At 64.3% G+C, this 26,071-nt stretch carries 15 protein-coding genes; 12 read left to right on the top strand and 3 right to left on the bottom strand.

The genetic code is table 11. The features are described 5' to 3' along the window. Window positions 1–53: 53 nt before the first annotated feature. The gene (locus tag DW178_RS01520; RefSeq protein ID WP_158573961.1) at window positions 54–3,011 is read right to left on the bottom strand and encodes a molybdopterin-dependent oxidoreductase; all 2,958 of its coding nucleotides are present in this window, start codon (window positions 3,009–3,011) and stop codon (window positions 54–56) included. Between the two features lie 195 nt (window positions 3,012–3,206). On the opposite strand from DW178_RS01520, the gene serS reads away from it, so the two are divergent. From serS to DW178_RS01465, 11 genes are all read left to right on the top strand, one after another. Beyond that, window positions 3,207–4,499 (top strand): serine--tRNA ligase, encoded by a 1,293-nt coding sequence (serS, locus tag DW178_RS01515; RefSeq protein ID WP_118349371.1) that lies wholly within the window; start codon window positions 3,207–3,209, stop codon window positions 4,497–4,499. A gap of 52 nt (window positions 4,500–4,551) precedes the next feature. Next, on the top strand, window positions 4,552–6,216 hold the full coding sequence (locus DW178_RS01510) for a hypothetical protein (protein ID WP_147363787.1): 1,665 nt from the start codon (window positions 4,552–4,554) through the stop codon (window positions 6,214–6,216). After that, a complete protein-coding gene (locus DW178_RS01505; RefSeq protein ID WP_118349369.1) occupies window positions 6,213–6,710 on the top strand; it encodes a cyanophycin synthetase family protein in 498 nt (165 codons plus the stop codon). The genes DW178_RS01510 and DW178_RS01505 overlap by 4 nt, the downstream gene beginning before the upstream one ends. A gap of 30 nt (window positions 6,711–6,740) precedes the next feature. Further along, window positions 6,741–7,733: a D-alanine--D-alanine ligase family protein gene (locus DW178_RS01500; RefSeq protein ID WP_118349368.1), complete on the top strand. Its 993-nt coding sequence runs from the start codon at window positions 6,741–6,743 to the stop codon at window positions 7,731–7,733. Between the two features lie 167 nt (window positions 7,734–7,900). Beyond that, window positions 7,901–8,395, top strand: a complete 495-nt coding sequence (locus DW178_RS01495; RefSeq protein WP_118349367.1) for a YtxH domain-containing protein — start codon at window positions 7,901–7,903, stop codon at window positions 8,393–8,395. Window positions 8,396–8,483: 88 nt separating this feature from the next. Next, complete coding sequence (locus DW178_RS01490) at window positions 8,484–9,425, top strand: PRC-barrel domain-containing protein (protein WP_118349366.1); 942 nt, start codon at window positions 8,484–8,486, stop codon at window positions 9,423–9,425. Window positions 9,426–9,447: 22 nt separating this feature from the next. After that, window positions 9,448–10,329 carry a TVP38/TMEM64 family protein gene (locus tag DW178_RS01485; protein WP_286168449.1) on the top strand — a complete coding sequence of 294 codons (882 nt, stop codon included), beginning with the start codon at window positions 9,448–9,450 and terminating at the stop codon, window positions 10,327–10,329. Between the two features lie 10 nt (window positions 10,330–10,339). Then, on the top strand, window positions 10,340–11,122 hold the full coding sequence (locus DW178_RS01480; protein ID WP_118349365.1) for a TM2 domain-containing protein: 783 nt from the start codon (window positions 10,340–10,342) through the stop codon (window positions 11,120–11,122). 472 nt (window positions 11,123–11,594) lie between these two features. Then, on the top strand, window positions 11,595–12,545 hold the full coding sequence (locus DW178_RS01475; RefSeq protein ID WP_042432161.1) for a beta/alpha barrel domain-containing protein: 951 nt from the start codon (window positions 11,595–11,597) through the stop codon (window positions 12,543–12,545). A gap of 502 nt (window positions 12,546–13,047) precedes the next feature. Beyond that, window positions 13,048–13,542, top strand: coding sequence for a DUF8052 family protein (locus DW178_RS01470; RefSeq protein WP_118349364.1), 495 nt, complete (start codon window positions 13,048–13,050; stop codon window positions 13,540–13,542). A 30-nt stretch (window positions 13,543–13,572) separates the two neighbouring features. Continuing rightward, a complete protein-coding gene (locus tag DW178_RS01465; protein ID WP_118349363.1) occupies window positions 13,573–15,378 on the top strand; it encodes a carbon starvation CstA family protein in 1,806 nt (601 codons plus the stop codon). A 12-nt stretch (window positions 15,379–15,390) separates the two neighbouring features. Here the strand turns inward: DW178_RS01465 and DW178_RS01460 are convergent, their stop codons facing one another. Continuing rightward, a complete protein-coding gene (locus tag DW178_RS01460; protein ID WP_158573959.1) occupies window positions 15,391–17,244 on the bottom strand; it encodes a LuxR C-terminal-related transcriptional regulator in 1,854 nt (617 codons plus the stop codon). Window positions 17,245–17,743: 499 nt separating this feature from the next. Here DW178_RS01460 and DW178_RS01455 point away from each other — a divergent pair, with 499 nt between their 5' ends. Further along, the gene (locus tag DW178_RS01455; protein WP_158573957.1) at window positions 17,744–25,024 is read left to right on the top strand and encodes a Spy0128 family protein; all 7,281 of its coding nucleotides are present in this window, start codon (window positions 17,744–17,746) and stop codon (window positions 25,022–25,024) included. A gap of 260 nt (window positions 25,025–25,284) precedes the next feature. On the opposite strand, the gene DW178_RS01450 is transcribed toward DW178_RS01455, so the two are convergent. Continuing rightward, window positions 25,285–26,040 carry a LamB/YcsF family protein gene (locus DW178_RS01450; RefSeq protein ID WP_118349360.1) on the bottom strand — a complete coding sequence of 252 codons (756 nt, stop codon included), beginning with the start codon at window positions 26,038–26,040 and terminating at the stop codon, window positions 25,285–25,287. Between the last annotated feature and the right edge of the window lie 31 nt (window positions 26,041–26,071).

The following is a 26,071-nucleotide window of genomic DNA, read 5'->3' as shown; positions in this document are numbered from 1 at the left end:
GACACTTAGTCCTACGTCCCCAAACCGTCCGACCTGTCCCCGAACCCAAGCCTTCAGGTTTCGGACAGATAAGCCTCCGTCCCCATGTGTCTGTGGAGGTGGCACCAGCAGGTGTGTTGGGGGTTGCCGAACGCCAGCGGCGAGGGGCGGCTGGTGGTGAGCGTGTTGATGCAGCCTCCGACGTCGATGGGCTCGGCGGTGCGGGCGCTGGCGGCCCCGGGTGCGTTTTGCGTGCCGCAGCTTTCCGCTTGCCACCAGGCTCCTTGCGGCATGACGATGGTTCCGGCGATTACGTCGTCGGTGACGTGCGCGGGAAGGCGCAGCGTACCGAAGCGGTTCGATGCCTCCACCAGGTCGCCGGTCACGATGCCCCGTGCGTCGGCGTCCGCGGGGTTGATCGAGATGACCTGCGGCACGCGCCGCGAAACCGCGGGCACGTTGCCCCATGACGAATGGATGCGCGCGACGCTATGGAAGCCGAACACGCGAAGCGGCTGGTCGCAGGCGGGTTCGGTGTTTGATTCGCTTTTGCGACCGCCTATGGGAAGGCCGGCGTCCGATTCGTATTCCTGGCCGCCTGCGGGAAGGAATGCGCTGGATTCACATCCGTGGCCGTCCTCGCGCAGCTCAGCGTCCGGTTTCTGCGCCCCGTCAGTTGCGGGCCGTTCAACGGCGAACTCCGCCGGGCCCCATTCGGGAACGTAGGTGGGGATGGGCGTGATGGCGCCTTCGTCGGGTGTGCCGCGCAGCGCTTCGGCCGCGACGGCGAGCTGTTCGCTGAACAGCTCGATCTTTCCCGACGGCGTGTCGAGCGGGTGCGCGTCGGGGTCGCTTCGCCAATCGGCCAGCGCCACGAACGGCTCGGCGCAATCGGTGCGCCAAGCAAGCCCTTCCTCGAGCAGCCGGTCGAACGTCGGCAACCCGGTGCTACGTTCGCGGTCGCCCTCGTACAGAAGGCGAATCCATCCGCCTTCTGTACGCCCTTCGGTGAACGCATCTTCGATTCCCCAGCGTTTTGCCAGTTCAACGCATACTTCCCAGGCGCCGCGTCGCTCGAAGCGGGCGCCTAGCTCTCCGGTGCTCGCAGCGATGCGCCGGCCCCAACCGTCGGCATCCATCGCGCTTTCCTGCTCCATGCGGAACAGGTCGGGCAGCACGATGTCGGCGTAGCGGGCGGAGTCGGTGAACTCTACATCGATGTTTAGGATGAGCTCGCATTTCGACGGGTCGCCCAGCACGCGATGCGCACGGTTGACGTCGCCGTGCTGGTTGGTCAGGCAGTTGCCGCCGTGGCATATGATCGCCTTGATGCTGCAGGGAAGGTGTGCGGCGCCATTCTGATGTTGTACGGAATATGTTGCACGGTTGCTATGAGAAGTCTTCTCCAAGCTCGCTTTCGCAGCGAGGGCGAATCCCCTTGCTGCGTCGTTTTCTGTCGGGGCTTCCTGTGTGGAGCCTGGTCCTTCTGCATTACCGCAACTTGCTTCTGGCAGCCCGCGAACGCCCTCGCGTGCGCCTAGCGTCTCGCCGTTCTCGATGGCGTCGAGGAACCGATACGCCGGGATGCGGAAGGGAACAGCGTTCCGGCCTGCGGAAACACGCGTGAGAAAGCCGCCGCCCCAGGCGATGTTCATGCCGTTGTTCGTGCCGGGCAGACCCACCTGCCCGAGCGCCGCGGCCAGCATCATGATCATGCCGCTGGTCATCTCACCGTTGCTGCGACGCTGCGGACCCCAGCCCTGCATGATGAACGCGGGCCGTGCGGTAGCAAGCTGTGAGGCCAGTTCGCGGATGTCGTTTGCGGGGATGCCGGTGATCGCCGCTGCCCACGGAGGCGTCTTCGCCATATGGTCGTAGCCGGTGCCGCGCAGGCAATCCATTACGGAAAGCCCCAGGCCGCGCCGGTGCTCGGGCAATGTCTCGTCGGTGAACCCGATGCAACGCTCGCGCAGGAAATCCCAATCCAGCGCGTTGTGCGTAAACGCAAGCTCGTGCAGGAGCGCGGCTGCCAGCGCACCGTCGGTCCCGGGGTTGATGGGCAGCCAGGAAACGGTTTGCCCGCCTGGCGCGGCATCTGCTGATAGCGTGCCGCCGCAAGCGGGTGTCGCTGGTCGTCCCTTGTGCGTGCTGCTGCCTGTCAACGATGCGCCGCAGACCGCCGACGCCTGCCTCTCGTTCTCGTCGCCGTTTGCGGGCCTTTTGCGCTTGGGAATGGAGCCGTTGCGGCGCGGGTCCACCATCACGATGCGCCCGCCGCGTTCGCCCACCTGCTCGACTACGCGGTCCCAGGCGCCGTGCCAGGTGGCGCGGCCCGTCCCCGTTTCCGCTGGCGAAGCACCGAACACCAGCACGAGCCGCGCATCGGCGGCGGCGTCGAGCTCGCTTCCGCCAGGGTAGAGCGCGCCGGGCCCGTACGTGCTGCGGACCATGGCGTTGATCTGCGGATTCGAATAGTTGTTGTAGTGGTCGAGGAAGCCGCCGAAGCAGTTCATCAGCCGCTCGAACGGGTCGGCGGTGGTGCACGATTGGCCGGTGGTATAGGCCAGGTAGATGGACTCGTTGCCGTGTTCGCGGCGGATACGGGCCAGCTGGTCGGATATCTCGTCAAGCGCTTCGTCCCAGGTCACGCGCTCGAACTGCGCGGAACCGCGCGGCCCGACGCGGCGAAGGGGCCACATGAGGCGGTCGGGGCTGTTCGCCCACGCGCGCATGGACAGCCCGCGGTGGCACGCAGGGGCGGCCTTGTTCGCCGACACGCGTGCAAGCTCGCCGTCGCACAGGTGCAGCTCAAGCGGGCAGCGGCCTGGGCAGTCGATGGCGCAAAACGCCGGTGTGCGGGTTTCGGCGGGGAAAGCGGTGCAGGTTTGCGGTTTGGTTTGCGCTCCGGTTTGCCCCGATGTTTCTCCCGCAGCGCCTTCTACAGCCGCCTCGGCAGCTTCGCTTCCGAAAGAGGAATCGACCGGCTCCACCTTGCGGAACAGCCGGTCGGCTATGTTCGTGATCGTCTTCATGCCCCCATTATCGCCGGTGCCCTTCGCGCTCCGTTGCATGCGCTGGTTATTGCGCCATTATCACATAGCTGCGATCCCGCCGCCTTCGCATGCCGCTCCCGTGAAGGCCCCTTATCGCCCGCGCCGCATGCGCGTTCGCTGCGCTATACTGGGAAACTGCTCTACTACAACCGATTCATAGAAGGGGAGCGCGCAATGCTAGATCTTAAGTTCGTTCGCGAAAACCAGGAAGCCGTCGCCCAGGCGATGAAGAACCGTCATGCTTCATGGGACGCGTCGCGCTTCTCCGAACTTGACGAAGCCCGCCGCGCCGCCATCACCGAGGAGGAGGCTCTGCAGGCCGAGCGCAACGCCACGTCCAAGAGCATCGGTCAGATGATGGCCGCCGGCGAGAAGGACAAGACCGAGGCCGCCAAGGAGCGCGTCCGCGAGATCAACGACCAGCTGGCCGCCGTCTCCGCCAAGCGCGAGGTCGCCGATTCCGAGCTGCACGACATCCTGCTGCGCACGCCGAACATGCCGGCCGACACCACCCCCGTGGGCGATGACGAGAACGACAACCCCGAGGTGCGCCGCTGGGGCACCCCGCGCGACTTCGAGGCCGAGGGCATCCAGATGAAGCCGCACTGGGACCTGGGCGCCGACCTGCACATGCTCGAGCCCGAGCGTGCCGTGAAGCTGGCTGCCAGCCGCTTCGTCCTGCTGCGCGGCCAGGCCGCACGCCTGGAGCGCGCCATCATCAACTTCATGGCCGACACGCACACCAGCCGCGGCTACACCGAGTGGTGGTGCCCGGCCATGGCCAACGCCGACACGCTGACCGGCACCGGCCAGCTGCCCAAGTTCGAGGACGACCTGTTCAAAACCCGTGAGGGCCTCTATCTGATCCCCACGGCCGAGGTGCAGCTGACCAACATCCACTCTGGCGAGGTGCTCGAGGCCTCTGACCTGCCGCTTCACTACTGCGCGTTCACCCCGTGCTTCCGCGAGGAGGCCGGTAGCGCCGGTCGCGACACGCGCGGCCTCATCCGCGTGCACCAGTTCGACAAGGTGGAGATGGTCAAGTACGCCAAGCCCGAGGAAAGCTACGACGAGCTGGAGTCCATGGTCAACGACGCCGAGAACATCCTGCAGCTGCTGGGCCTGCCGTATCGCGTGATCAGCCTGTGCACCGGCGACATCGGGTTCTCCGCCGCCAAGACCTACGACCTGGAGGTCTGGCTGCCCAGCTACGGCGCTTACAAGGAGATCAGCTCCTGCTCCAACTGCGTCGACTTCCAGGCGCGCCGCGCGAACATCAAGTATCGAGACCCCGAGAACTTCAAGGGCTCGCGCTACGTCCACACGCTCAACGGCTCCGGCCTGGCGGTGGGCCGCACCATGGCCGCCATCATGGAGAACTACCAGCAGGCAGACGGCACCATCAAGGTCCCCGAGGTGCTGGTCCCCTACATGGGCGGCGTCGAGGTCATCGGCGACCAGGCGTAAAGCCGGCGCGGCATTCTGAAGGAAAACTGCACGTAGATAAGGTATTTTGCACGTGGTAACGAAACGAAAGCCACCGAAGCAGAATAACGAACAGGGCGCGCCGGGCAAACCGGCGCGCCCTTCCGTTAAGGGCAAGGCGGTCGCCCGTCCCGAGGCGCGTCCCGAGGCGGCTGCGGCGGGGTCGAACGACGCCGCCGCGAGTGCGGCGAAGCAGGCCGGCGCCCAGGTGGCGGCACCGGGCAAGCCCAAGCGGCGCATCGCCATGCCGCAAAGCTCGACGCGCCTGAAGCAGAACCAGGCGGCGAACCAGGCGGCCCCAGCTCAGGCTGGGGAAGCGGGTGCAGCGCAGTCAGCGCGGCAGCCCGCCTCGCGGCCTGCAGGGGCTTCTGCATCGCAACCCGCGCGGCAGCCCGTCGCGCAACCCGCGGGGTCATCCGCTGCGCAGTCTGCTGGACCTTCCGCTCCGCAGCCCACCAGGCCTTCGGTCTCGCAACCGTCGAGGCCTTCCGTGTCGAAACGCGGAACCGGCAAGCCGACGAAGGCGCGCAAGCCGTTGAACGTCCCCTCGGTGCAGCCGGGCGGTGACGGGAACGCCCCGGCGTCCGCGTCCGCCGGGGAATCCGCTGCGCCTGCCGAGCAGGCCTCCACGGCGGAAGGCAAAGGCGCCGCGCTGAAGCGCCGTCTGAAGCGCTTCTCGGTCGCAAAGGCCGAGAAAACCGCTTCCGATCAGGCGAAGCAGATGGAGGGGGCCGTCTCCGAGGCCGATGCCGAGCAAACGAAGGACGCCGCTCGCGCCGCCATTGCCGGCGAGGCCGCCAAGCGCAGGCTGGAGCGCCGGCAGCGCATGCTCAAGCGCGCCGGAGAAGGCGAAGGCGCTGATGCTGCAGGTCAAGGCGTTGCCGAAGGCGATGTCGCGCAAGGCGGGGAAGCCGGCGAGGTGTCGCAGGCCGGCGAAACGGCGCGCAAGCTCCCGTTTAACCTGTCCGAGCTGCACCTGACTTGGCCGGTTGTCGCCGTGCTGGTGGCCATAGCCGTGGTGGTGGTCACGGTGGGCTCGTTCTCGTGGGGTCGCTGGCTTCGCTATGACGACGCTGCCGACTTCCAAGGCGCGTGGTACGCGAACGGTACAACGTCCCTGGTCACGGTCGATGGCCAGGAGATCCATCTGACTAGCGACGTCGCTTACGGCTACACGCTCGACACCGGGGCGAAGACCATCACGTTCACGTTCGGGGACCTGCAGGGGCAGGGGCGCTACCGCTTCTCGGCCGACCGCAGCGAGCTGGTCATCACCGATGGCGACAGGTTCTCGTTCTGGGGCAACCTGTTCAGCGATATCGGCTGGCAGTTCGGCCAGCTCATCACCGGGTTGCAGGGCAAGGAGGTCCCGCGCGAGGAGCCCGTCGACGGCGTGACGGTGCTCGACCGCACGCCGGGCGAAGGCGCCGTGGCGGCGCCGGCAAGTTCGGCCCCGGCCCAGGACGTCGACGCATCCTCCGCGGATGACGCGTCGGGCAACACGGGCAGCGGCGAAGCTTCCAATGGCGAAACCGCTGACGGCGAAGCTGCCGGCGCGGATGCGACGGGCGATTCCGCTGATGGCTCCAGCGGCTCCGGTTCGCAAGGGTTCACCGGCGCGGTGGCCGAGGGCGGCATCGAGTCGGCGGGCAGCAACGCGGTGACCCTCGAGCAGCTGAAAAGCGGGTCGCTGCGATGACGCATGATGGCGCCTGTGCGGACGGGGGCGCTTCGGCGGGCCCTATCCGCGTCGAGCGCATGGAGGTGCGGCGCGGGCACTTGGTGTGTCGGGTGGCGTTCAGCGCCGCACCGCGCACAACTTCGCCCCAGCTGATGTCACGCGTGCTGGCCGAGGTTCCCACGCTTGCCCGGCATGCCTGCGTCAACGAGCGCGGTACCGTGTTCGCCGCGGTCATGGATTGCACCCCGCTGCCGCATTTGCTGGAACATCTAGTGGTTGACCTGCAGGTACGCGCGGAGTCGGGGCGGTGGTTCGCGCTGCCCGGCGCCGCTGCGGGAGCTCCGCCGTCCATGGCGGGCGCAACGCACGATCGCCCTATCGTGGGCACCAGCGAATGGCTGGACGAGGCGGCGGGCATCGCCCGCATAGACGTGAGCTTCGCCGACGACCTGGTGGTCCTAAGGGCCGTGCGGGATTCTGTGGCGTTTCTCAACAAGCTGTTGCGCGGGTAACGCGCAACGTACAGGGAAAGGAGGCCCGAAATGGGCTTGAAGATAGCGGTGATCGCAGGCGGCGCGTTCGAGGCCGAGCGCTCGCTTGCCGCGGCGAACGACGTGATGGCGGCACTGAAGGAGGCCGAGCACGAGCCCGAGCTGTTTCAGGCGGACGGCTCCCTCATCGACGATCTGCTGCGCGCACAGCCCGATGCGGCCATCAGCTGCTTGCGCGGCGGCGATGGCGAATCCGGCGACATCCAGGACGCGCTTTCCGCGATTGGCCTGCCATGCGTGGGCAGCAGCGCGGCGGTGTGCCGCCTCGCCTACGACAAGGTGGCGCTCGCCGAAGCGCTTCAGGCGTATCACAACCTCACGGAGGACCTGGTCACGGCAACGGTTCCGCAAACGTTGACGCTTTCGCGCCGCGCGTTCGAGCTATGGGGCATGGAAGCGGCGCTTTCCCAGGTGGAAAGCCGCTTCCCTGGCAGCTTCCCGCTGTGCGTGAAGCCCGCGTCCGGCAGCTCCGCCCATGGCGTTTCCCGCGTCGAGGACGCCGAGCAGCTGGCCGAGGCGCTGCGCGAGGCCTTGAAGGATTGCGAGCGGGCGCTCGTGCAGCCGTGGGTCGAGGGCGTGCAGCTGAGCGTGCCCGTCATCGGCACGGGTTGGAACGCCTTCGCGCTGCCCCCGGTGGAGATCGTTGCGAAAGAGGGCTGGTACGACGCCGCGGCGCGACAGGCCTCTGACGCCGTCGAGCTGCACGTTCCCGTGCGCAACGCGTCGCTGTCCCCGAGCGAGGCAGACGCCCAGGCCATCCGCGCCGAGATCGAGCGCGCGGTGCTGGAAACCTATCGTGCTCTGGGCATGCGCGACTGCGGCTGCATCGACCTGATTTGGGACGGCGCGCAGGCCATCATCTTGGAAGCCGTGGCGAACCCGTGCTTCTCCGCTGAGGCCCCGTTCGCACAGGCGGCCAAGGCTGCGGGCCTTACGTTGCCCAATCTTCTCAACGAGCTGGTCGAAAGCGCGCTGGACGCGTAAACCGCCGATAACGGGGGCCTTTTGGGCCCCCGATTTTTATCCGGGCCCTTCGCAATCTAACAAGAAGGCAACCTTTTTCTGCAGGTATTGGAAAGTCGGCGAGTCCTTGTCGGCTTGCTCGTATAATGGCAGCACAGATGATCGTCCCGCATATTTAGGAGGCCGTGATGAGCAACAAACTTGGTATCTTTCTCGCAGGTGGAGCCGTTGGTGCCGTGGCGGCTTTGCTGTGCGCTCCCCGTACGGGCCAGGAAGCCCGCACCATGGTGGCCGAAAAGGTGAACGAGGCGTGGGGCCAGGCGCAGAGCATCAGCTCCGACGCCGGCGTGAACGCCCAGCAGGTGTACCAGAGCGCCGCAGCTCGCGGCCAGGAGGTCGTCTCCTCCGTGCAGGCCAAGGGCCAGGAAGTGGCCGGTCAGGCCGCTGCCCGCGTGCGGGAGGTGGCCAGCAACCTGAAGCCGTCCTTCACCCAGGACAACGACGAGCTGCGCGACAAGATCGAGGCGGCGCGTCAGCGCATCGCTTCCCAGGTGGCCAAGAACGCCGAGGAAACCGGCCAGGTGGCCGAGGAAGTCGTCGAGGCCGTGGCCGAGGCTGTCGAGCCCGCTGCGGAAACGGTCGCCGAGGCAGCTGAGCAGGCCGAGGAGCCGAAGGCCGAATAGCATCCTGTTCCAATCATGATACCGAAGCGGCGTGTCCGGCCCTAGGCAGGTTTCGGCGCGCCGCTTCATGCTGTATAAGGGGATTTTCATGGCAAGCAAACTCATCACCACCCATGAGCTGACCGGCACGCGCGTTCTGGGCGGCAAGAAGGGCACGAAGCGCATCGGCAAGATCCGCCGCTTCGTGTTCCACCCGAAGGAGAAACGCGTCATCGGCTTCGTGGTGAAGCGCCCCGACCTGCTATGGATGTTCCATCGCGCCGACGTGTTCGTCCCCATCGACGGCTACGACCTGGTGGACGGCCGCGTCATCATGCGCCCCGATGCCGCCGCAAGCGGCAAGGCCTATTGCAAGAAAGAAGGTCTGAACTGGGACGACTGCGTGCTGTGGGTAGGCCTTCCCGTTATGAGCGAGGACGGTGAGTCCTACGGCATCGTGGGCAACGTCACGTTCAACCGCCTTACGGGCACGGTGGATTGCTTCGAAACCGACAACGGCGCAACGTCGAACGCCCTGCTGGGCAAGCGCACCATCCCCGCCGACATGGTGCGTGGCTTCAAACGCGGTATGGGCGCCGCGCTGGCTAACATGGGCGCCGAGGGTATGGAGGGCGAAGAGGTGCAGCTTGGCGCCATGCTCGTTTCCCCCCAGGTGGCCGACCTGAACAGCGAGGGCGGCGTGGCTGAGAAGGCGGGTGCCGCCACTGCCGTCGCCGTCGACAAGGTGCAAACCACCGTCGACAAGGCGAAACCCGTGGTCAGCAAGGCGGCCGTGGCAACCGGCGAGGCGGTCAACAAGGGCGCGTACGCCACGGGCAAGCAGATCAGCAAGTCCAAGCACATGTTCCGGGATTTCAAGGCAGAGTACGACAAGGCCGTGGCTCCTTCGGATGGGCAGAAGGCCGCTTCCACAAGCAAGGCATCTTCTTCGAGCAAGGCCTCAAGCGCTAAGAAGAAGGCGGCCCCGAAAAAGAAGAACATGTTCGCCGCGTTCAAAGACGAGTACGACAAGGCACGAAACGGCGACTAAGCCGGAAAGCGAAGTGGGCTAATTGAAGCGCAAGGAAGCAAGAGCTCAATCGAACACTCGCAAAAGGGGCGCCGTCAAGCGCAAGAACAAGGCGGCCCGTAAGAAGAAGCGCGAGCAAAGGCAGCATCAGGGCCTTCGCGAGCGCGCGCATGAGCGCAAGGAAGAGCTGCAACAGAAAGCCAACGAGGAAACGCAGGTGCGCGGCAAGCCTGTGCGCCGCGGCGATATCTTCAAGATCGTGGGCCTGGCGGCGTTCGTCGGCATCGTAAGCCTGGTCAGCTGGTTGGTGTGGCCCTACATCCACATGATGTTCGAGCCCGGCGGCATCGACCAGGTCATCGATAGCGTGCGCAACGCCGGCCCCATGGGATTCCTCATCCTGTTTGCGCTGCAGTTTCTGCAGATCGTGGTGGCGTTCATCCCCGGCGAGGCCACGCAGATGGCCGCCGGCATGCTCTACGGTCCCTGGATCGGCGGCTTAGTCATCTTGTTGGGCAGCATCTTGTCGAGCGCGTTTGTGTTCATGGTGGTGCATCGCCTGGGCGCGCCGTTCGTGAAGGATATGGTGTCCGAGAAGTGGATGGATAAGTTCGATCGTTTCGAGCGGTCCGGCAAGCTGGAGCTCATCGTGTTCGTGCTGTTCCTCATTCCCGGCATGCCGAAGGACATCTTCACGTACCTGGTGCCGTTGACCGATATGCGCATGCGCACGTTCCTGCTGCTGTCCAACATCGGCCGCATCCCGGGCATCTTGGTGTCCACGTACGCGGCAAGCGGCCTGGTAGATGGAAACGTGTGGCAGAGCATCGTCATACTCGCGGTGCTGGCCGTGGTCGCGGTGGTGTGCGTGATTTTCCGCGAGCAGCTGATGGGCGTGGTCGAGAAGTTGGGAAAGAAAAGGTAAGGGAAACGCTATGGATCCGATGAACGAACGCAGCGCAGCCGACGAGCTGGCCGCCGCCGAGGCGGAGCTGAAGGCCGCGCAGGAACGTCTCGACGCAGCACGTCTGCGCATGACGTCCGAACAACCGCAGCCATACGCGCAGCCTGCGGACGCGCCCGTTGATTCGCAGGGGGCGCAATCGCAGCCGCAGCCGTATGCTCAGGCGCAGCAGGTGTCGTATGCCGCTCAGCCGGCTCAGCCGGCATCGTTTGGCTCGCAACCGCAGTCCCAGCAGCCGACTCAACCGACTGCTGCCTGGCAGCCCGATGCGCAACAGGCGCAGGGCCAGCCCTACGTGCAGCAACCCGGCGCCCAGCAGCCGGCCCAGCCGTACGCCGCGCCGCAGCAAGGGTCGCCGTACGCGCAACCTCAGCCGCAAGCGCAGGCGACCCAGCAGCCGTATGGGGCGCAGCCGGGCTACGGGTCCGTGCCGCCGCAGAACCCGTACGGTCAGCAGGCGCAATACGGGTACCAACAGCCCTACGTCGCGCCCGCGGTCGGCGAAAAGGACCATGTGGCGGCAGGCTTGCTCGCGCTGTTCCTGGGCTGGCTCGGCGTGCACAAGTTCTACTTGGGCTACAACACCTCGGGCTTCATCATGCTGGGCACGTCCATCCTCGGCGGCATCCTCACGCTGTCGGTGGCGTCATGGGCTATTTGGGTCATCGCCATCGTCGAGGGCATTTTCTATCTCTCGAAGTCCCAAACCGAATTCGAGCAGATGTACGTCATCAACAAACGAGAATGGTTTTAACCGTTCCGCTTGCCTGTCGGCAAGCGGACTTACTCGACGCTGCGGGTCCCTGCGGCACGCTGTCTCGCCAACCGTTCCGCTTACCTGCCGGCAAGCGGATTGACTCGACGCTGCGGGGCCCCGTGGCACGCCATCTAGCCTTTCAGCTGCACAAGCATGGCCCGAAGGCCAATGCTTGCTTGCTTCAAGGCGATATGACGCACCACGGGGCCCCTCGCTGACTTTGTTGGCATCCCTGAGGTTTTCGCTTTCCGTCCCCGAGGTCACTGGGGGAGGTGCTATGGCGAACGCTCCTTGCGCCTGGCGTCCTCAGCGGTGGGAAAGGTCCGGCGAGTGGTGGCTTGCCGGGTTGGTCGCGGCTTTTTTCCGTGGATAGGCGCGGCGGGGTTGCCGCTTCGTTAAAATGAACCCAGACATGCGGCGCGTGCTGCGCCGTTTTTCTTGGAACTTGCATCCTATAAGGAGGAACATCATGCCCAAGATCACTCGCGACCAGGTGAAGGTACCTGCCGACGTCCTGGCAGACGTCCGCGAGACGTACGTCGACAACTACATGAAGGCAACCCGTGGCACGGGCCGTCTCATGCTGTTCGCGTGCGACCAGAAGGTTGAGCACCTGAACAAGGACTTCTACGGCGAGGGCATCGACATCGCCGATGCCGAGCCGGAGCATCTCTTCAAGATCGGCGATCAGGGCGTGTGCGGCGTTTTGGCTGGCCAGCGTGGTCTTATCGCGCAGTATGCCGCCGACTACCCCAACATCAACTACCTGGTGAAGATGAACTCCAAGACCAACCTGGTCAAGACCGCTCAGGAAGATCCGTACAGCCCGCAGCTGTACGACCTGGAGGCCGTGCTCGCCATGCGCGACAACGGCGTGAACATCGTGGGCCTGGGCTACACCATCTACCTGGGCAGCGAGTACGAGTCCACCATGCTGGCCGAGGCCGGCGAGCTCATCGCCGCCGCCCATGCCAACGGCCTGTTGGTCGTGCTGTGGATCTACCCGCGCGGCAAGGCTGTCACCGCTGAGAAGGATCCGGACCTGATCGCCGGCGCCGCCGGCGTCGCGCTATGCCTGGGTGCCGACTTCGTGAAGGTCAACCCGCCCAAGCCCGAGGGCGACGACAAGCGCACGGCCGCCGAGGCTCTGAAGGTCGCCTCCATGGCCGCAGGCCGCACCGGCCTGGTTTGCGCCGGCGGTTCCACCGTTGACGCCGAGACGTTCCTGACCCAGCTGCACGACCAGATCCACGTGGGCGGCGCAGACGGCAACGCCACCGGCCGCAACATCCACCAGCGCAGCCTGGACGAGGCTGTCCGCCTGACTAAGGCCATCAGCGCCATCACGCTGGCCGACTACACCGTTGCCGACGCCCTGAAGGTGTTCAACGGTGAGGCCGACTTCGCTTGGGAGGACTAACAGTCCAGCCTAATCGAAGGCAAAACCGATAACGTTGCTGCAAGCGTCCCTGCCGAATCGGCACGGCTTGCGGGCAGGTGGGCCGTTGGTCCCCGACAACGGATAACCAAAAGCCCGGAAGGTTCGCCTTCCGGGCTTTTTGCGTTCACCGGGTTTTGTGCATATGCGCAAAACACTTCGATTTCCAATGTTTGCCATGAATGCTTTTCATCATTATTTTGGAAAATGTGTACCTTTTCGGTCTTTGAAATCCTACTAAAGCACTACAATGAAAAAGCACGCAAGACGCGGAGCTAGGCAAGATGCTGAAGGAGTTTGCGGGTTTTTGAGCGATCGAACGGCTATTCAGGCAAGTGTCAAAGGCACCGGCCATCCAGTCGAACAGACGGATGCTTCGGGAAAATCCAGGTGCAAGGCGGAGGAACAGGCCGCCGTGCGCGTTGGGGAGCCAGCCCTTCGGTCCGAGGAGCAACCCTCCCGGGCAAAGGACGAAAAACACTTGATGCTGAAGCGCATTCTCGCTGCACACGAGCAATGGTTCGATGTGCGACGGGGATACGAGTACGCCGGCCGCATCTTCCCCGGGTATGCCGAGTTCCATTCCTATGGCGAAAAGTACGTGCTGGTCAAAAGCGCGAAGCTATGGGAAGTCGACACGCATGAGTATCTGTTCTTCGTTCTCGCCGATGCCCTGGACGAAACTCAGGTGCGCGATCTTGTGTCGTTCATGGAACATGATGGGCTCAAAAAGGTGGTTCCCAAGCCGAACCATATGTCCTCGGCCATATCCCTGGTGATCGTTGCGGATTCCTGCACCCAGGAAGCGGCGAAGGCGGTGCGCAAAACGCGCTTCCGCAAGAACTTCGCCCTGGGTATCCGCGGCTGGGCCGACCTTCGGGTGGCCATCGCCGACCTCTCTGCGAACCGCGTGATAACGAACGCGGCGGGCAAGCAGCTGAAAACCACGTTGGAGGCAAACCTGCTGCCGCGTTCCTAGCAACGGAAACGCAAAACAGAAGAGGGTTCCATGAACGCATTGCTTATCCTCCTTGTTGCTGCGGTCGTCTTGGTCATCGGCTATATCTTCTATGGCGGATGGCTGGCGAAGCAATGGGGGGTCGATCCTAAGAATCCGACTCCGGCGCACGAACTGGAAGACGGCGTGGACTACGTTCCCGCGCCACCGTACGTGGTGCTGGGTCATCATTTCTCGTCCATCGCCGGCGCCGGCCCCATCAACGGCCCCATCCAGGCGGCCGTGTTCGGCTGGGTGCCCGTGCTGTTGTGGGTGCTCATTGGCGGCATCTTCTTCGGCGCCATGCACGACTTCGGCAGCTTGTTCGCGTCGCTGCGCCATAAGGGCCAGACGCTGGCGGTCGTGGTCGCCGAGAACATCGACAACACGGCGAAGAAGCTGTTCTGCATCTTCGCATACCTGACGTTGCTGCTGGTGGTGGCCGCATTCGCCTCCATCGTGGCGAACACGTTCGCCGTGGTGCCCGACCTGGACGGCACGAAGGCGGCCACGAACCTGGCCAACCAGCAGACGGCCATGATCTCGGTGATCTTCATCGGCGTCGCCGTCGTCTACGGCATCCTCACGCGCGGCCGCAACATCCCCGGCCCGGTGAACATCGCCTCCGCCATCGTGCTGATCGTCATCATGGTGGCCATCGGCTACAACCTGCCGCTCATGGGCATCTCCCTGTCGCTGGATTACAACACGTGGATGATCATTCTGGGCGTGTACATCCTGATCGCGTCGGTCGCCCCTGTGTGGATCCTGCTGCAGCCTCGCGACTACCTGTCCAGCTACCTGCTGTACGGCATGATCTTGCTGGCCGTCATCGGCATCGTGGGCGCATCTCTCACGGGTGCTGCCACGAACCTGCAGATCCCCGCGTTCACCGGCTTCGTCGCCACGAACGCCGCGTTCGATGCCTCCACGGGCCAGGCCCTCGTCGACCAGGCCGGCAAGGCCATTACGAACAAGGCCGCCGCTTCGGGCTTCCTGTTCCCGGCGCTGTTCATCACCATCGCCTGCGGCGCCATCTCCGGCTTCCATAGCCTGGTCGCCTCCGGCACCACGTCCAAGCAGCTGGACAGGGAAGCGGAAGCGCAGCCCATCGGCTACGGCGGCATGCTCATCGAGTGTCTGCTGGCAGCCATCTCGCTGTGCGCCGTCGGCTTCGTGTGGAGCAAGTACGCCGCGGGCGGCTACGCCTCCCCGACCGCCGTCTTCGCCGACGGCCTGTCCCAGATGCTCGCATGCATCCCCGGCCTGGCCGATGTGCAGGGCTTGGCATATGCGCTGCTCATCCTGGCCGTTTCCGCGTTCTGTCTGACCTCGCTCGACACCGCCACCCGCCTGGCCCGCTACATGTTCCAGGAACTGTGGACCCCCGTCGACGTGAAGCACGAGGATCTGACGGGCGTGCGCAAGGTCATGGCGAACCCCTATGTCGCCACCATCGTCACCGTGGTCATCGGCGTGTTCCTGGGCATGACCGGCTACACCATCATCTGGCCGCTGTTCGGCGCTGCCAACCAGCTACTGGCCGCCCTGGCGCTGCTGGCCGTGTGCGCATGGCTGGGCAACGCGGGCCGCAACAACAAGATGTTCTTCGTGCCCATGGGCTTCATGCTGGCCGCCACGCTCACGTCGCTGGGCATCACGTTCTACCAGAAGACCCTGCTCATCATGAAGGGCGGCGACACCTTCGCCCCCGCCGTGCAGGCATTGCTGGCCGTGCTGCTGTTCGTGTTGGCCGTGGTGCTGGCCGTCAAGGGAGTGAAGACCATCGTGGCAACCGCCAAGCGTAACGCCGCGTAAGCCGGTGCTTCGCTAAAGGGAAGGCCACGCGACCCTGCGCCTTCTGAGATCCAAAACCCCGTCGCAGCCTTGGTTGCGGCGGGGGTTTTGCGTTACGGGGCGTATGGGGCGAAGGGGGCAGCTCACAATGGGGAAGCGGGTGAACGGTTTCGCGGGGTTTGCCGGTTGGTAGCGTAGCCTCCTCGGGACTCTCCTACGGCGTGCGATATTGCGCGCGGGGCGTGGCGGGGGGGGGGGCTGCTCCCAGAAAAGCTTCGTGAGGCCGACGCGGGATTGCGTGCCGGTCTTCTGGTAGAGCGAGGTCAGGTGCCGCTGGAGCACGCGCAGGGAGATGCCCATGTCCGCGGCCACACGCTTGAGCGGGCGCTCGTCGGCGGTGACGGCGGCAAGTACCTCGGTCTCGCGCGGCGTGAGCGAGAAGCGGCCGGCGAAATCCGCAAGGTGGGTTTCGGGGTCGATGGCGGCGTCGTCTGCGGAAGGCGCGGTGCTGGGTGCCGGGCGTTCCGTGGTCTCCGGGAGCCCGTTAGCTGCTCTTTGAGCAGATGCGTTGCTGCCATCGGGGTCGGGCGTGGCGTTGTCGGCAGCAGGCGCGTGTTCGCTGACCTCCGCTTGACCAGGCGTGAAATTGCCTGCGGAGCCAGGCACGCCGGCTTGCTGCCCAACACACCCTGCGGCTTCGTCGCCCCTCGGGCGTGGATGCAGGTCCAGCATGCCGGCGACGAAGAGCAGCGCGTTGATGCCGATGATCAGGGGAATCAGGAGCACGACTACGGCCACGGGGCTCGTCAAATCGATTACCAGCAGCGCGGGTGCGCCGATTGCGATGGCGGTCACGTTGTTGAGCGCCCGCCCCATGCTGCACCATAGGTCGGGGGCGCGCAGGAACTGCGCTATCCAGATGAACACCGTGGTGTAGAACGTCATGAACACGCCTGCGCCCAGGAAGTAGACGACTTCCCCGATGACGTACGGCCCGCCTGCCTCAACCCCGAGCATCGCACCGACCGAGAGCAGCATCATCCAGAACATGACGATGCCCAGGTAACGCGCCCGGTGCATGTCGAACAGCACGCCGCCGGCAAAGCCTCCGATGGCCATCAGGATGCGGGGCGTCACGTTGGTGTATTGGCTGGTCCAGGGCGAGTCGATGTCTATAAAGGTGTAGAGCGTGTTGAACAGCACGGAGAACAGCAGCACCAAGGCGAAGATCACGATGACGGCGGTGCGAGGGGTCATATGGTCGAGGCGCCATCCGGCGAGCTCGCTGCATTCGAGGTGATTTCCCCCGCGTTGTTCCCGCTGTGCGGAAAAGTCCGCGAGCGCGCATCGGGGCGGCCATATGCGCGCATTGATCGCACCCAGGGCGATGATGCCCGCGGAAAGCACGGCGGCCTCGATCAGATGATTCGACGTGAATTCGAGCAAGGGGATCTGCGCGAGCACGCCGAGCGCGTGGCTGCCCCCGATCAGCGTTGCGAATCGCGCGATGCTGCGCGACCTTGCGCACGTTGCCCAGTACGCGGTGGCGCCGGCGAGCCCGATAAGGAAGAACCCACCCGCACCCGTGCACGCGATCGCCAGCGGCGAGGATGCGAAAGCGACGCCGACAAGGCACGCGACCCCAAGGACGGTGACGGTTCCCATGAACACCGGTCGGCCTTTTTCGCCGACAAGACGGTTCTTGAGGGGAAAGGCCAGCAGGCCCAGGGTGCTGGCGCCTTGGATGGGGAGCTGCGAGAGGAAGGGACCGTGCCCTCCGTGTTGAGCTAGGTTGGCTTGGAAGAACAGCGTCGACTCAAGGAACACGAAGAAGAACAACGCAAGTGCGCAAAACAGCAGTCTATTTTCACGTTTCGCGTCGCCCATCGCGCCCCTCCTTCCAGGTGTGTCCGCCCCCTTTTCTTCATTGTATCCCGTGTCGCGTTGCCATCGTTTTTCAATTTTTCCGAAGGGGTTAACTTTGGCCGCGAGTTTCTCGGGGAGCGTCCGTAGCTTGGCCATTTTGTCCAGGGGGTCGTTTATACGACCCCCTGACGCCCATCCGTCTATCTGCGAAAACAAATCGTCTAAGTCTCGCGTTCGTAAATACGGCGTGGTTCCGCGTACCCCCTTTGGCAATGATGTTTGCAGGAGGTGCAGCGGCTCGATACCGCTTGCACTGCTGGCGCGATGCGCGGTTACGGGCTGTGCGCGCGTTCGGCGATCGGCAGGGGATGCCGATCATCGGCGGGCGCGATGGCATGGGAGGATTGTGCGGGAAGGAGCGGCCCATGAAGACGTCAGGGTGCCGGAAAAGCCCGAGTGCGCGCGTATGCAAGCGCAAGGGGATACGGAAAGCCGCGATGCGGTGGAAGGAGGCGAGGACATGAAATCGACGAAGCGTTTCAAGGCAGCGTTAGCCGCCGTGCTGGTGCTTGCGTTGTCGCCGCTGTTCGGCGGCGCGGCGTTCGCGGAAGACTCGTCGGCGGCAACGTACAGCGGTAACAAGACCGCCGTCACGGACCCCTCGACCATTTGGGATTGGTCGGGGCTTATCAAGAGCGACACGTCGAGCGTCGGGCGTATCTGGACCGACAAGACCGTGTCAGATGGCGAGATCAGCAAGAACGGCGTCACCATATCAAAAGAGAATGGCGCGGATTTCCTGACCGCGCTCACGGCGTTGTCGTCCACCTCTAACCTGTCCGATACGGCGACCACGCCGCTCGATATCGTTCTGGTGCTCGACGCATCCGGGTCGATGGATAACGCCATGGGCGGCGGCGATGACACAAAGCGCATCACTGCGCTCAAGAGCGCAGCGAACTCGTTCATCGATGAGATAGCCAAGCAGAATGCGACGGTCAAGGATGCCGCCAAGCAGCATCAGGTCGCTATCGTGAAGTTCGCCGGAAGCAAGACCAACAAGGTAGGCAACGACACGTATCGCGATGGCGGGTATCGGTACAACTATAGCCAGGTGATGAAGACGCTGGCTCCGTGCACCAGTGATACGAAAGGCGCCTTCTCGTCCCAGGTGAACGCCATCGAACCCGCCGGCGCAACGAATGCCGCCGCAGGCTTGGAGCTTGCTAAGGGTCAGGCTTCTGGTCGTTCCGATGCCAAGAAGGTCGTCATCTTCTTTACCGACGGCACGCCAACGACCCAGAGCAATTTCTCTCCGGAGGTCGCCTCGAGCGCCGTTGGGCACGCTAAGGATATGAAGGATGCGGGTGCTGCGGTGTACTCCATCGGCATCTTCGAGGGCGCAGATCCGGCCAATTATCCTGATCCCGATGACGTTTCCAATGAGAACAAGTTCATGCATGCCGTGTCGAGCAACTACCCGTCTGCGACGTATTCATATGAGAAAACGAGTTGGTTGTCGGGCGAATACAAATGGAGCTTCGGCGACCGCGCGAAGGGCTCCGACGGCAAAGACGCCGCGTTCTACAAGAGCGCGACCAACGCCGACGAGTTGAAGCGCGTGTTCGACGACATCTCCAAGGAGATCTCGACGGGCGCCGGCTATCCGACGGAGACGAGCGAAGGCTTCGAGCACGAGACCGGCTACATCACCTTTGATGATCAGCTGGGCGATTACATGCAGGTCACCGACCTGTCCAAGCTCGTGTACAACGGAACGGTGTACGGCTGCAAGTCCAAGACCACGGACAAGACCACGGACGGAAGCGTCGACACGTACCATTTCAGCGGCGACGTGCATTCCGGCCTGGCTGCTGCCGACCTGAAGGACGTCGTGATCACCGTCACGCGTTCGGACGATGCTGCGGTGGGCGACAAGGTGCAGGTGAAGGTGCCCGCGTCCTTGATCCCGCTGCGCAACTTCGCAATCGATCTGGCGAAGGATACCATGAGCGTCTCGAACACCACGCCGATCTCGGTGCTGTACTCCTCCGGCGTGAAGCCGGCGGCGCTCGATTTGCTGGAGAGCCCCGATGACGCCATGAAGGCATATATGGAGAAGAACACCGACCCCGCAACGGGCAAGGTGAACTTCTATGCCAACAAGTGGACCGGCAAGGAAACGGGCGACGTGGTCGCCACGTTCGAGCCGGCAGCGGGCAATAGCTACTATTACTTCACGCAGGACACGCCTATCTACACCGATGAGGCGTGCACTATTCCTGCGAAGTCGGTAGAGAAAGGCTCTACGTACTACTACAAGCACAGCTACTACGCCATGGACGGCGGCAAACCCGTTGCGAAGACCGAGCATGTGTCCTTCCCGGGCGACGCCGCTGAGAAGGTCGAGGGCTCCGTCGGCAAGGATTCCACGGGCGCCTGCTACTTCAAGTCCGGCACGCCGCGTTTGACCTACATCAATGAACTGCACAAGGTCAAGGAAGAGAACCGCACAGACACGGCCGCGGACGTTCTGAACCCGAAGTGGAGCGGCATTGAGCAGTCCTCCGCACAAACGCTTATCAACGCTTATCTGGGCAATAACGGCAAGCTGAGCGTCGATGTGCCCGGCACGCTGACGGTGGCGAAGCAGCTGCAGCTGCCCGACGGGTACAACGCGGCTGATTTCGCGGACGAATCCTTCGAGTTTACTATCGCCATGCAAGATGCCGCCGGCAAGAGCTTTAACGCCGTGGTGAAGAACGCGAACGGCGAGCAGCAAGGTGATAAGTTCGTGCTGGCGTTCGGACAGAACGGCGAGGCGAAGCATTCCCTGAAGCCGGGCGAGACCCTGTATGTGTACGGGCTTTCCGCAGGCTGGGACTATAAGGTAAGCGAGACGCCACGCGACGGCTTCACCGCAGAGGCCGCCGATGCGGAGGGTCAGATTGCTGCCGGGGAAACGAGCGCGGTAACGTACAAGAACACGTACGCCGCATCCGGCACGCTGGATGGCGAGACGTACCTCAAGGGCGAGAAGGTGCTGACCGGACGCGCTTGGCTTGAAACCGACGAGTTCACGTTCATTCTGAAGGATGCCGACACGTCCGTTGAGGCGCCGATGCCGCCGACCGACACCCTGGGCGAGACGCGTGTCAAGGTAACGCAGCCGTATGGCACTCCAGCTGATACAAAGGTGCACTTCCAGTTCCAGGACATCAGCTACACGAAGCCGGGCACGTACACGTATGAGATTTGGGAGTCCGAGGCGCTCAGCACTTTGAATCCCGGCGTGAGCGCATCCCAGGCGTTGTACCAGGTCGTCGTGACGGTAACCGACAAGGACCACAATGGTACGCTGACGGTGGAGTCTAAGATGACGAAGCTGGTAGGCGATGACGGCGTGAAATATGAGAAGCCGCAGCCCATCGAGGACGATACGGCGAAGTTCGTGAACGAGTACAACACCTCTGAGGTGAAGTGGACTCCCAGCGGCACGAAGACGTATACGGATGCGACAGGCGAGAACCCCCTTAAGCCGGGCATGTTCCACGTGATCGCCTGCACGGACAACCCTGATGCGCCGTTGCCCCAAGGCGAAGGCGCGATGCGTGTCGATCACGAGTGGGGCGGCAAGATGTGGTATGGCGCCCTGACCGCGGTCGAGGCAGGCGGCGGCATCGCGTTCCCGCAGGCGACGTTCACGTTCGGGAATCTCGATCCCGAAACGCTCGACGCCACCTTCGAGTACAAGATCGTCGAGGTGGTCAAGGTCGGCGATACGTGGCGTGCCGTGCGAGATGTCCTGGCGGACAAGACCTTCGACCCGGCCGGCATGGTGTACGACCAGACGGTGTGGACCGTGAAGGTGACCATCGCGGACGTTGGTGGCACGCTTGAATTGAGCGCCAAGTACTACAAGAACAATAGCGAAGAGCCGATTACCGGCGCCATGTTCAGTTTCGATAACTCGTACAAACCCGATTCCGCTAAGCTCAAGGGCGATACGGCGATTCACGGCACCAAGGTGCTGACCGGCCGCGATATGGCGGAAGGCGAGACGTTCGGCTTCAAATTGAGCGCGGCGGATAAGGCTACGCAGGAGGCCGTTGAAGACGGCAGCATCGTCATTCCGAAGGGTGCCGAAGAAGCCGTGGTGAGCGGCGCGAAGGCGGGCGATGAGACTAGGTTCTCCTTTGGCGAGATGACGTTCAAGAAGCCCGGCACGTATTCGTTCGCGGTGCAGGAGGATAAGTACTGCGGCAACGATCTTGATGCAGCGGGCACCGCAACCGGCGGCATCGTGTTCGATCGCCATGTGCACAAGGTAACGGTCGAGGTGACCGATGGCCATACGGGCAAGCTGGTCGCCGCGGTAAGCTACAACAACGGGCCGGCGAAGTTCGAGAACAAGTACGAGCAGAATGCGCAGTTCTCCGGCATCACCGTCCAGAAGACGCTGAACGGCCGCGATATGGCAGCCGATGAGTTCTCCTTCAGCATCCATGGCGTGAAATCCGATACCGTGTCTGCGGAAGATGCCGAAGCCCGCTTGGCAGATTCCGACCGCAGCTTCACCAGCGCTGCGCGTGCCGATGGCGTCGCGTGCGAGATGGCGAAGATGAACGGCGTCGCGTTCACGCAGGCCGATGTCGGCAAGACGTTCGCATACGAAGTGCGCGAGGTTGTGCCCGCCGATGCTAAGCCCGGCATTTCCTACGACAACAGCGTGCATACGCTCGAGATCGCAGTGGGCATGAGCGGAGATGCCGACAAGCATCTGACGCTGACCACCAAGCTGGATGGGAAGGTCGTCGATTCCGCGACCGTGGCGTTCGTGAACGGCTATCAGGCAACCCCGACCAGCTACGACACCGCCACCGCCGGTCTGAGCAAGGTGCTCGAGGGCCGCGATTGGATTGACTCCGACGAGTTCACGTTCGAGTTGAAGGCGCTCGATGGCGGTCCGCTGCCCAAGGATGCCGCGGGCAACGATGTGACCAGCGCGACGGTGACCAAGGCGAACGCGGGGAGCTTCGGATTCGGCACGATCGAGTTCACGTCCGACATGCTGAAGGATACGCCCGACCATAAGCGCACGTTCACCTACGAGGTGCGCGAGGTCGTGCCCGCCGACGGCCATAAGCTGCCGGGTGTCCAGTACGACGACAACGTGGCCACCATCAAGGTGACGGTGTCCGATGACGGTTCCGGCATGCTCAAGGCCTCTGCAGTTGCGGAGAACACCAGGTTCGTGAACCGCTACGCAGCTGAAATCGATTACACGGCGGCGGGTGGCTTGAACGTGGCCAAGACCCTGACCGGCCGCGATATGGCCGAGGGTCAGTTCACCATCAAGGTGACCCCTGGCGACGAGGCGTCGGCGTATGCGCTGGGCCTGCCGCTGGAAGGCGCCGAGATCGCCATGCCCGCAGCCGCCGATGGCGTGCAAGCCGTGAAGTCCGCGCTGGGCGAGCAGCACGTGGTGCTGCGTCAGAGCGACGTGGGCAAGACGTACACCTATAAGGTGGTCGAGGTGGTAGGCGAAAAGGTTAACGGCTACACCTACGACACGACGGAGTACACGGTAACGGTGACGGTCGAGGACAACCCGGAGAAGGCCGCGTTGACGGTCAAGACCGTGGTGGCCGGACCTAAGGGCGACAAGACGTACGTGTACGGCGCAGATCCGTCTGCTGCCGGCACAGGTCCTGCGGTGGTTCCCTTCGCCAACACGTATGCCGCCTCTACCGACAACCCGGGCGGTGCGGCCGCTCAGGTGACGGCGACCAAGGCGCTCACGGGACGTCCGCTTTCCGCCGGTGAGTTCATCTTCGCGGTGAAGTACGCAACGGGCGGGGACGACCTGCGGACGGCCAAGAACGCGGCCGATGGCACCGTGACGTTCGACGGCCTTCACTACACCACCGAGATGCTTGAGGGCCTGGTGCAGGACGGCAACGCTTACAAGACCTCCGAACAAGGGAACATCTCGTGGACGGTGAGCTACCTGGCTTACGAGAAGACCGACGGCCTGGCTGGCCAGGGCATCACGCCGCAGACGCAGCCGATCCCGTTCACGGTGACGGTCGTCGATAACGGCGATGGCTCGCTTACGGCAACGGCGAACCTTGGCAATGGCCTGAAGTTCGAGAACACGTACTCCACGGGCGGTCCGGTGCAGGTGGGCCTGTCCGGCGTCAAGATGCTGCAGGCGGCACCCGGGCTTGACCCAGCCTCCATCGAGGGTAAGTTCACCTTCACGGTGACCTCCGACGATGCGGCCGCTCCCATGCCCGATCGCACCACCGCCAAGAACACGGCGGACGGCAACGTGGACTTCGGCTCCATCAAGTTCACGTTGGACGATCTCAACCGCGCCCTGGGCGTGAACGGCCAGACGGCCGCCGCGGATGCCGACAAGGCTGAAGCGGATGCCGCGAAGGCCGCTGATCAGGCAGTGCCGGCCAAGGAAGCCGACCAGGCTGCCGATGCTGCGAAGGCTGTTGCCGACGCTGACAAGGCCGCCGCGGATGCGGACAACGCTTCCGCCCAGGCGGCCGACGAGGGCGACAAGCCCGCCGCCGACGAGGGTGACAAGCTCGCGGCAGGCGACGAGCAGCGTGCGGGCGCCGTAGCGGCTCCCGGTGCCGCCAGCGGCACGGTCGACGTGGTCGCTCCCGGCAACCAGCCGGCCGACCAGCCGGCGAACCCGGAGCCCGAGTCCGGCAAGCCGCGTTCCCACGTGTTCACCTATAAGGTGACGGAGAGCGGTTCCGTGCCCGGCGTGACCAACGACGCCGCGGCGACCAAGACGGTCAGCTTCAAGGTGACCGACGACGGCGTCGGCAAGCTGACGGTCGAGCGCCAGGGCGATGCGACGAGCCCGGCGTTCTCCTTCGCCAACACCTACACGGTGGATCCCGCTAACTCTAGCGTGACCGATCAGATGACGATGACCAAGACGCTGACGGGTCGCGATATGGCTGCCGGCGAGTTCGCGTTCGAGCTGCTCGAGGGCGAAGATGTGGTGGCGACCGGCGTTAACGCCGCCGACGGCAGCGTGGCGCTGAGCGCGGTGAAGTACACGCAGCCCGGCACGCACCGCTACACGTTGCACGAGGTCGGGGGCGGCACCGTCGCCAACGGCGTGACGTACGACGGCGCGACGTACACCGTGGTCACCACGGTGAAGGACAACGGCGACGGCACGCTCAGCGTGGCCCATGCGCTGGAAGGCGCGCGCGAGGCGACCTTCGCCAACGCCTACCAGGCGACGTCCACGACCGTGACCATCGGCGCCTCCAAGACGCTGGTGGGCAAGAACCTTGAAGACGGGCAGTTCACGTTCGTGCTGACCGCGGCCGACGGCACCGAGCTGAAGGCGAAGAACGCCGCCGATGGCAAGATCGCCTTCCCAGCACTGACGTTCGACAAGCCCGGCACGTACGAGTTCGCGCTCACCGAGCTCGACGATGCGCAGGCGAACGTGACGTACGACAAGCGTGCGTACAAGGTGACCGTGACGGTAGTCGATGACGGGCTCGGCCACTTGAACGCAACGGTGGCGGGCGATGCCGACGTGCTCGCGTTCACGAACACCTACGCCGAGCCTCCGGCGCCCGCGCAGCCCACGCAGCCTGGCGGCAAGACTTTCACGCCGCGCGGGCCGATCGGCAAGGTGCTGACGCAGACGGGCGACGACGAGCTTGCCCTGGTCCTGCCGCTTGCGGCAGTGGCCCTGGCGGGTGCGGCGTCCATCGTGGCGCTGTGCATCATGCGTCGTCGCGATAAGCGCTAGCGCAGCCGTTCCCGGCGAAGGTCGGATACGGGAAAACCTGCCGTCGCACCTGCGTAGGGCGACGGCGGGATACAAGAAGAGGGCCGGATCGATCCGGCCCTCTTCGCGTTTCGCTATGCTGTGCGTTGTTGCCGTCTCGCGGCGCTGCGTTGCGAGACGGCTGCTGCTCCGTGTGGAGCTGCCCTGCAACGCAGCGTCGCGCGCTGTCACAGCAGCTCTGCGCCACTGACCTGCGGCTTCGTTGCGCGACGTTGCCGTTGTTACACGGGCTTCACCTCGACGCCGGCCTCGGTCAGCGCGGTGCGGATCTTGCCGGCGAACTCGAGAGCGTGCACGTTGTCGCCGTGGATGCAGATGGTATCGGGCTTCACGGCGATCAGCTTGCCTGATGCCGACTCGATGGCGCCTTCCTTCACGGCGCGCACCACGCGCGCCACGGCGAAGTCCTCGTCGGTGATGACGGCGTTGGGAAGCTTGCGCGACACCAGCAGGCCCTCGTCGGTGTAGTTGCGGTCGGCGAAGAGCTCCTGCGCGGTGCGGATGCCCTCCGCCTGGCCTGCGCGGATGAGCTCGCTGTTCGCCAGGCCCACCAGCACCAGGTCCAGGTTGGCATCGTGCACGGCGGCGGCCACGGCGCGGGCAAGCTCCGGGTCCACGGCGGCGCGGTTGTACAGCTGGCCGTGCGGCTTCACGTGATGCATGCGCGCGCCGGCGGCGTGGCAGAAGGCCTGCAGCGCGCCGATCTGATACAGGATGTAGTCATAGGCCTCGTCGGGCGACATGGCGATGTCGCGGCGGCCGAAACCCTGCAGGTCGGGATAGCCCGGGTGGGCGCCCACGGCCACGCCCGCCTCGGCGGCGAGCTTGACGGTGCGGCGCATGACCGCCGGGTCGCCGGCGTGCATTCCGCACGCCACGTTGACGCTGGAAACCAGCGGGATGACCTGATCGTCAAGCCCGAGCGTGTATCGCCCGAAGCTTTCCCCCAGGTCGGAGTTGAGATCGATGCTCGGCATGTTCAAACACTTCCATTTCCATATACATGAG

The sequence above is a fragment of the Eggerthella sp. AM16-19 genome (genome assembly GCF_003474385.1).
In the GTDB taxonomy this organism is placed as follows: domain Bacteria; phylum Actinomycetota; class Coriobacteriia; order Coriobacteriales; family Eggerthellaceae; genus Senegalimassilia.
Note: the sequence above shows the minus strand (reverse complement) of the source record. Positions and strands in the feature narration are given on the sequence as shown.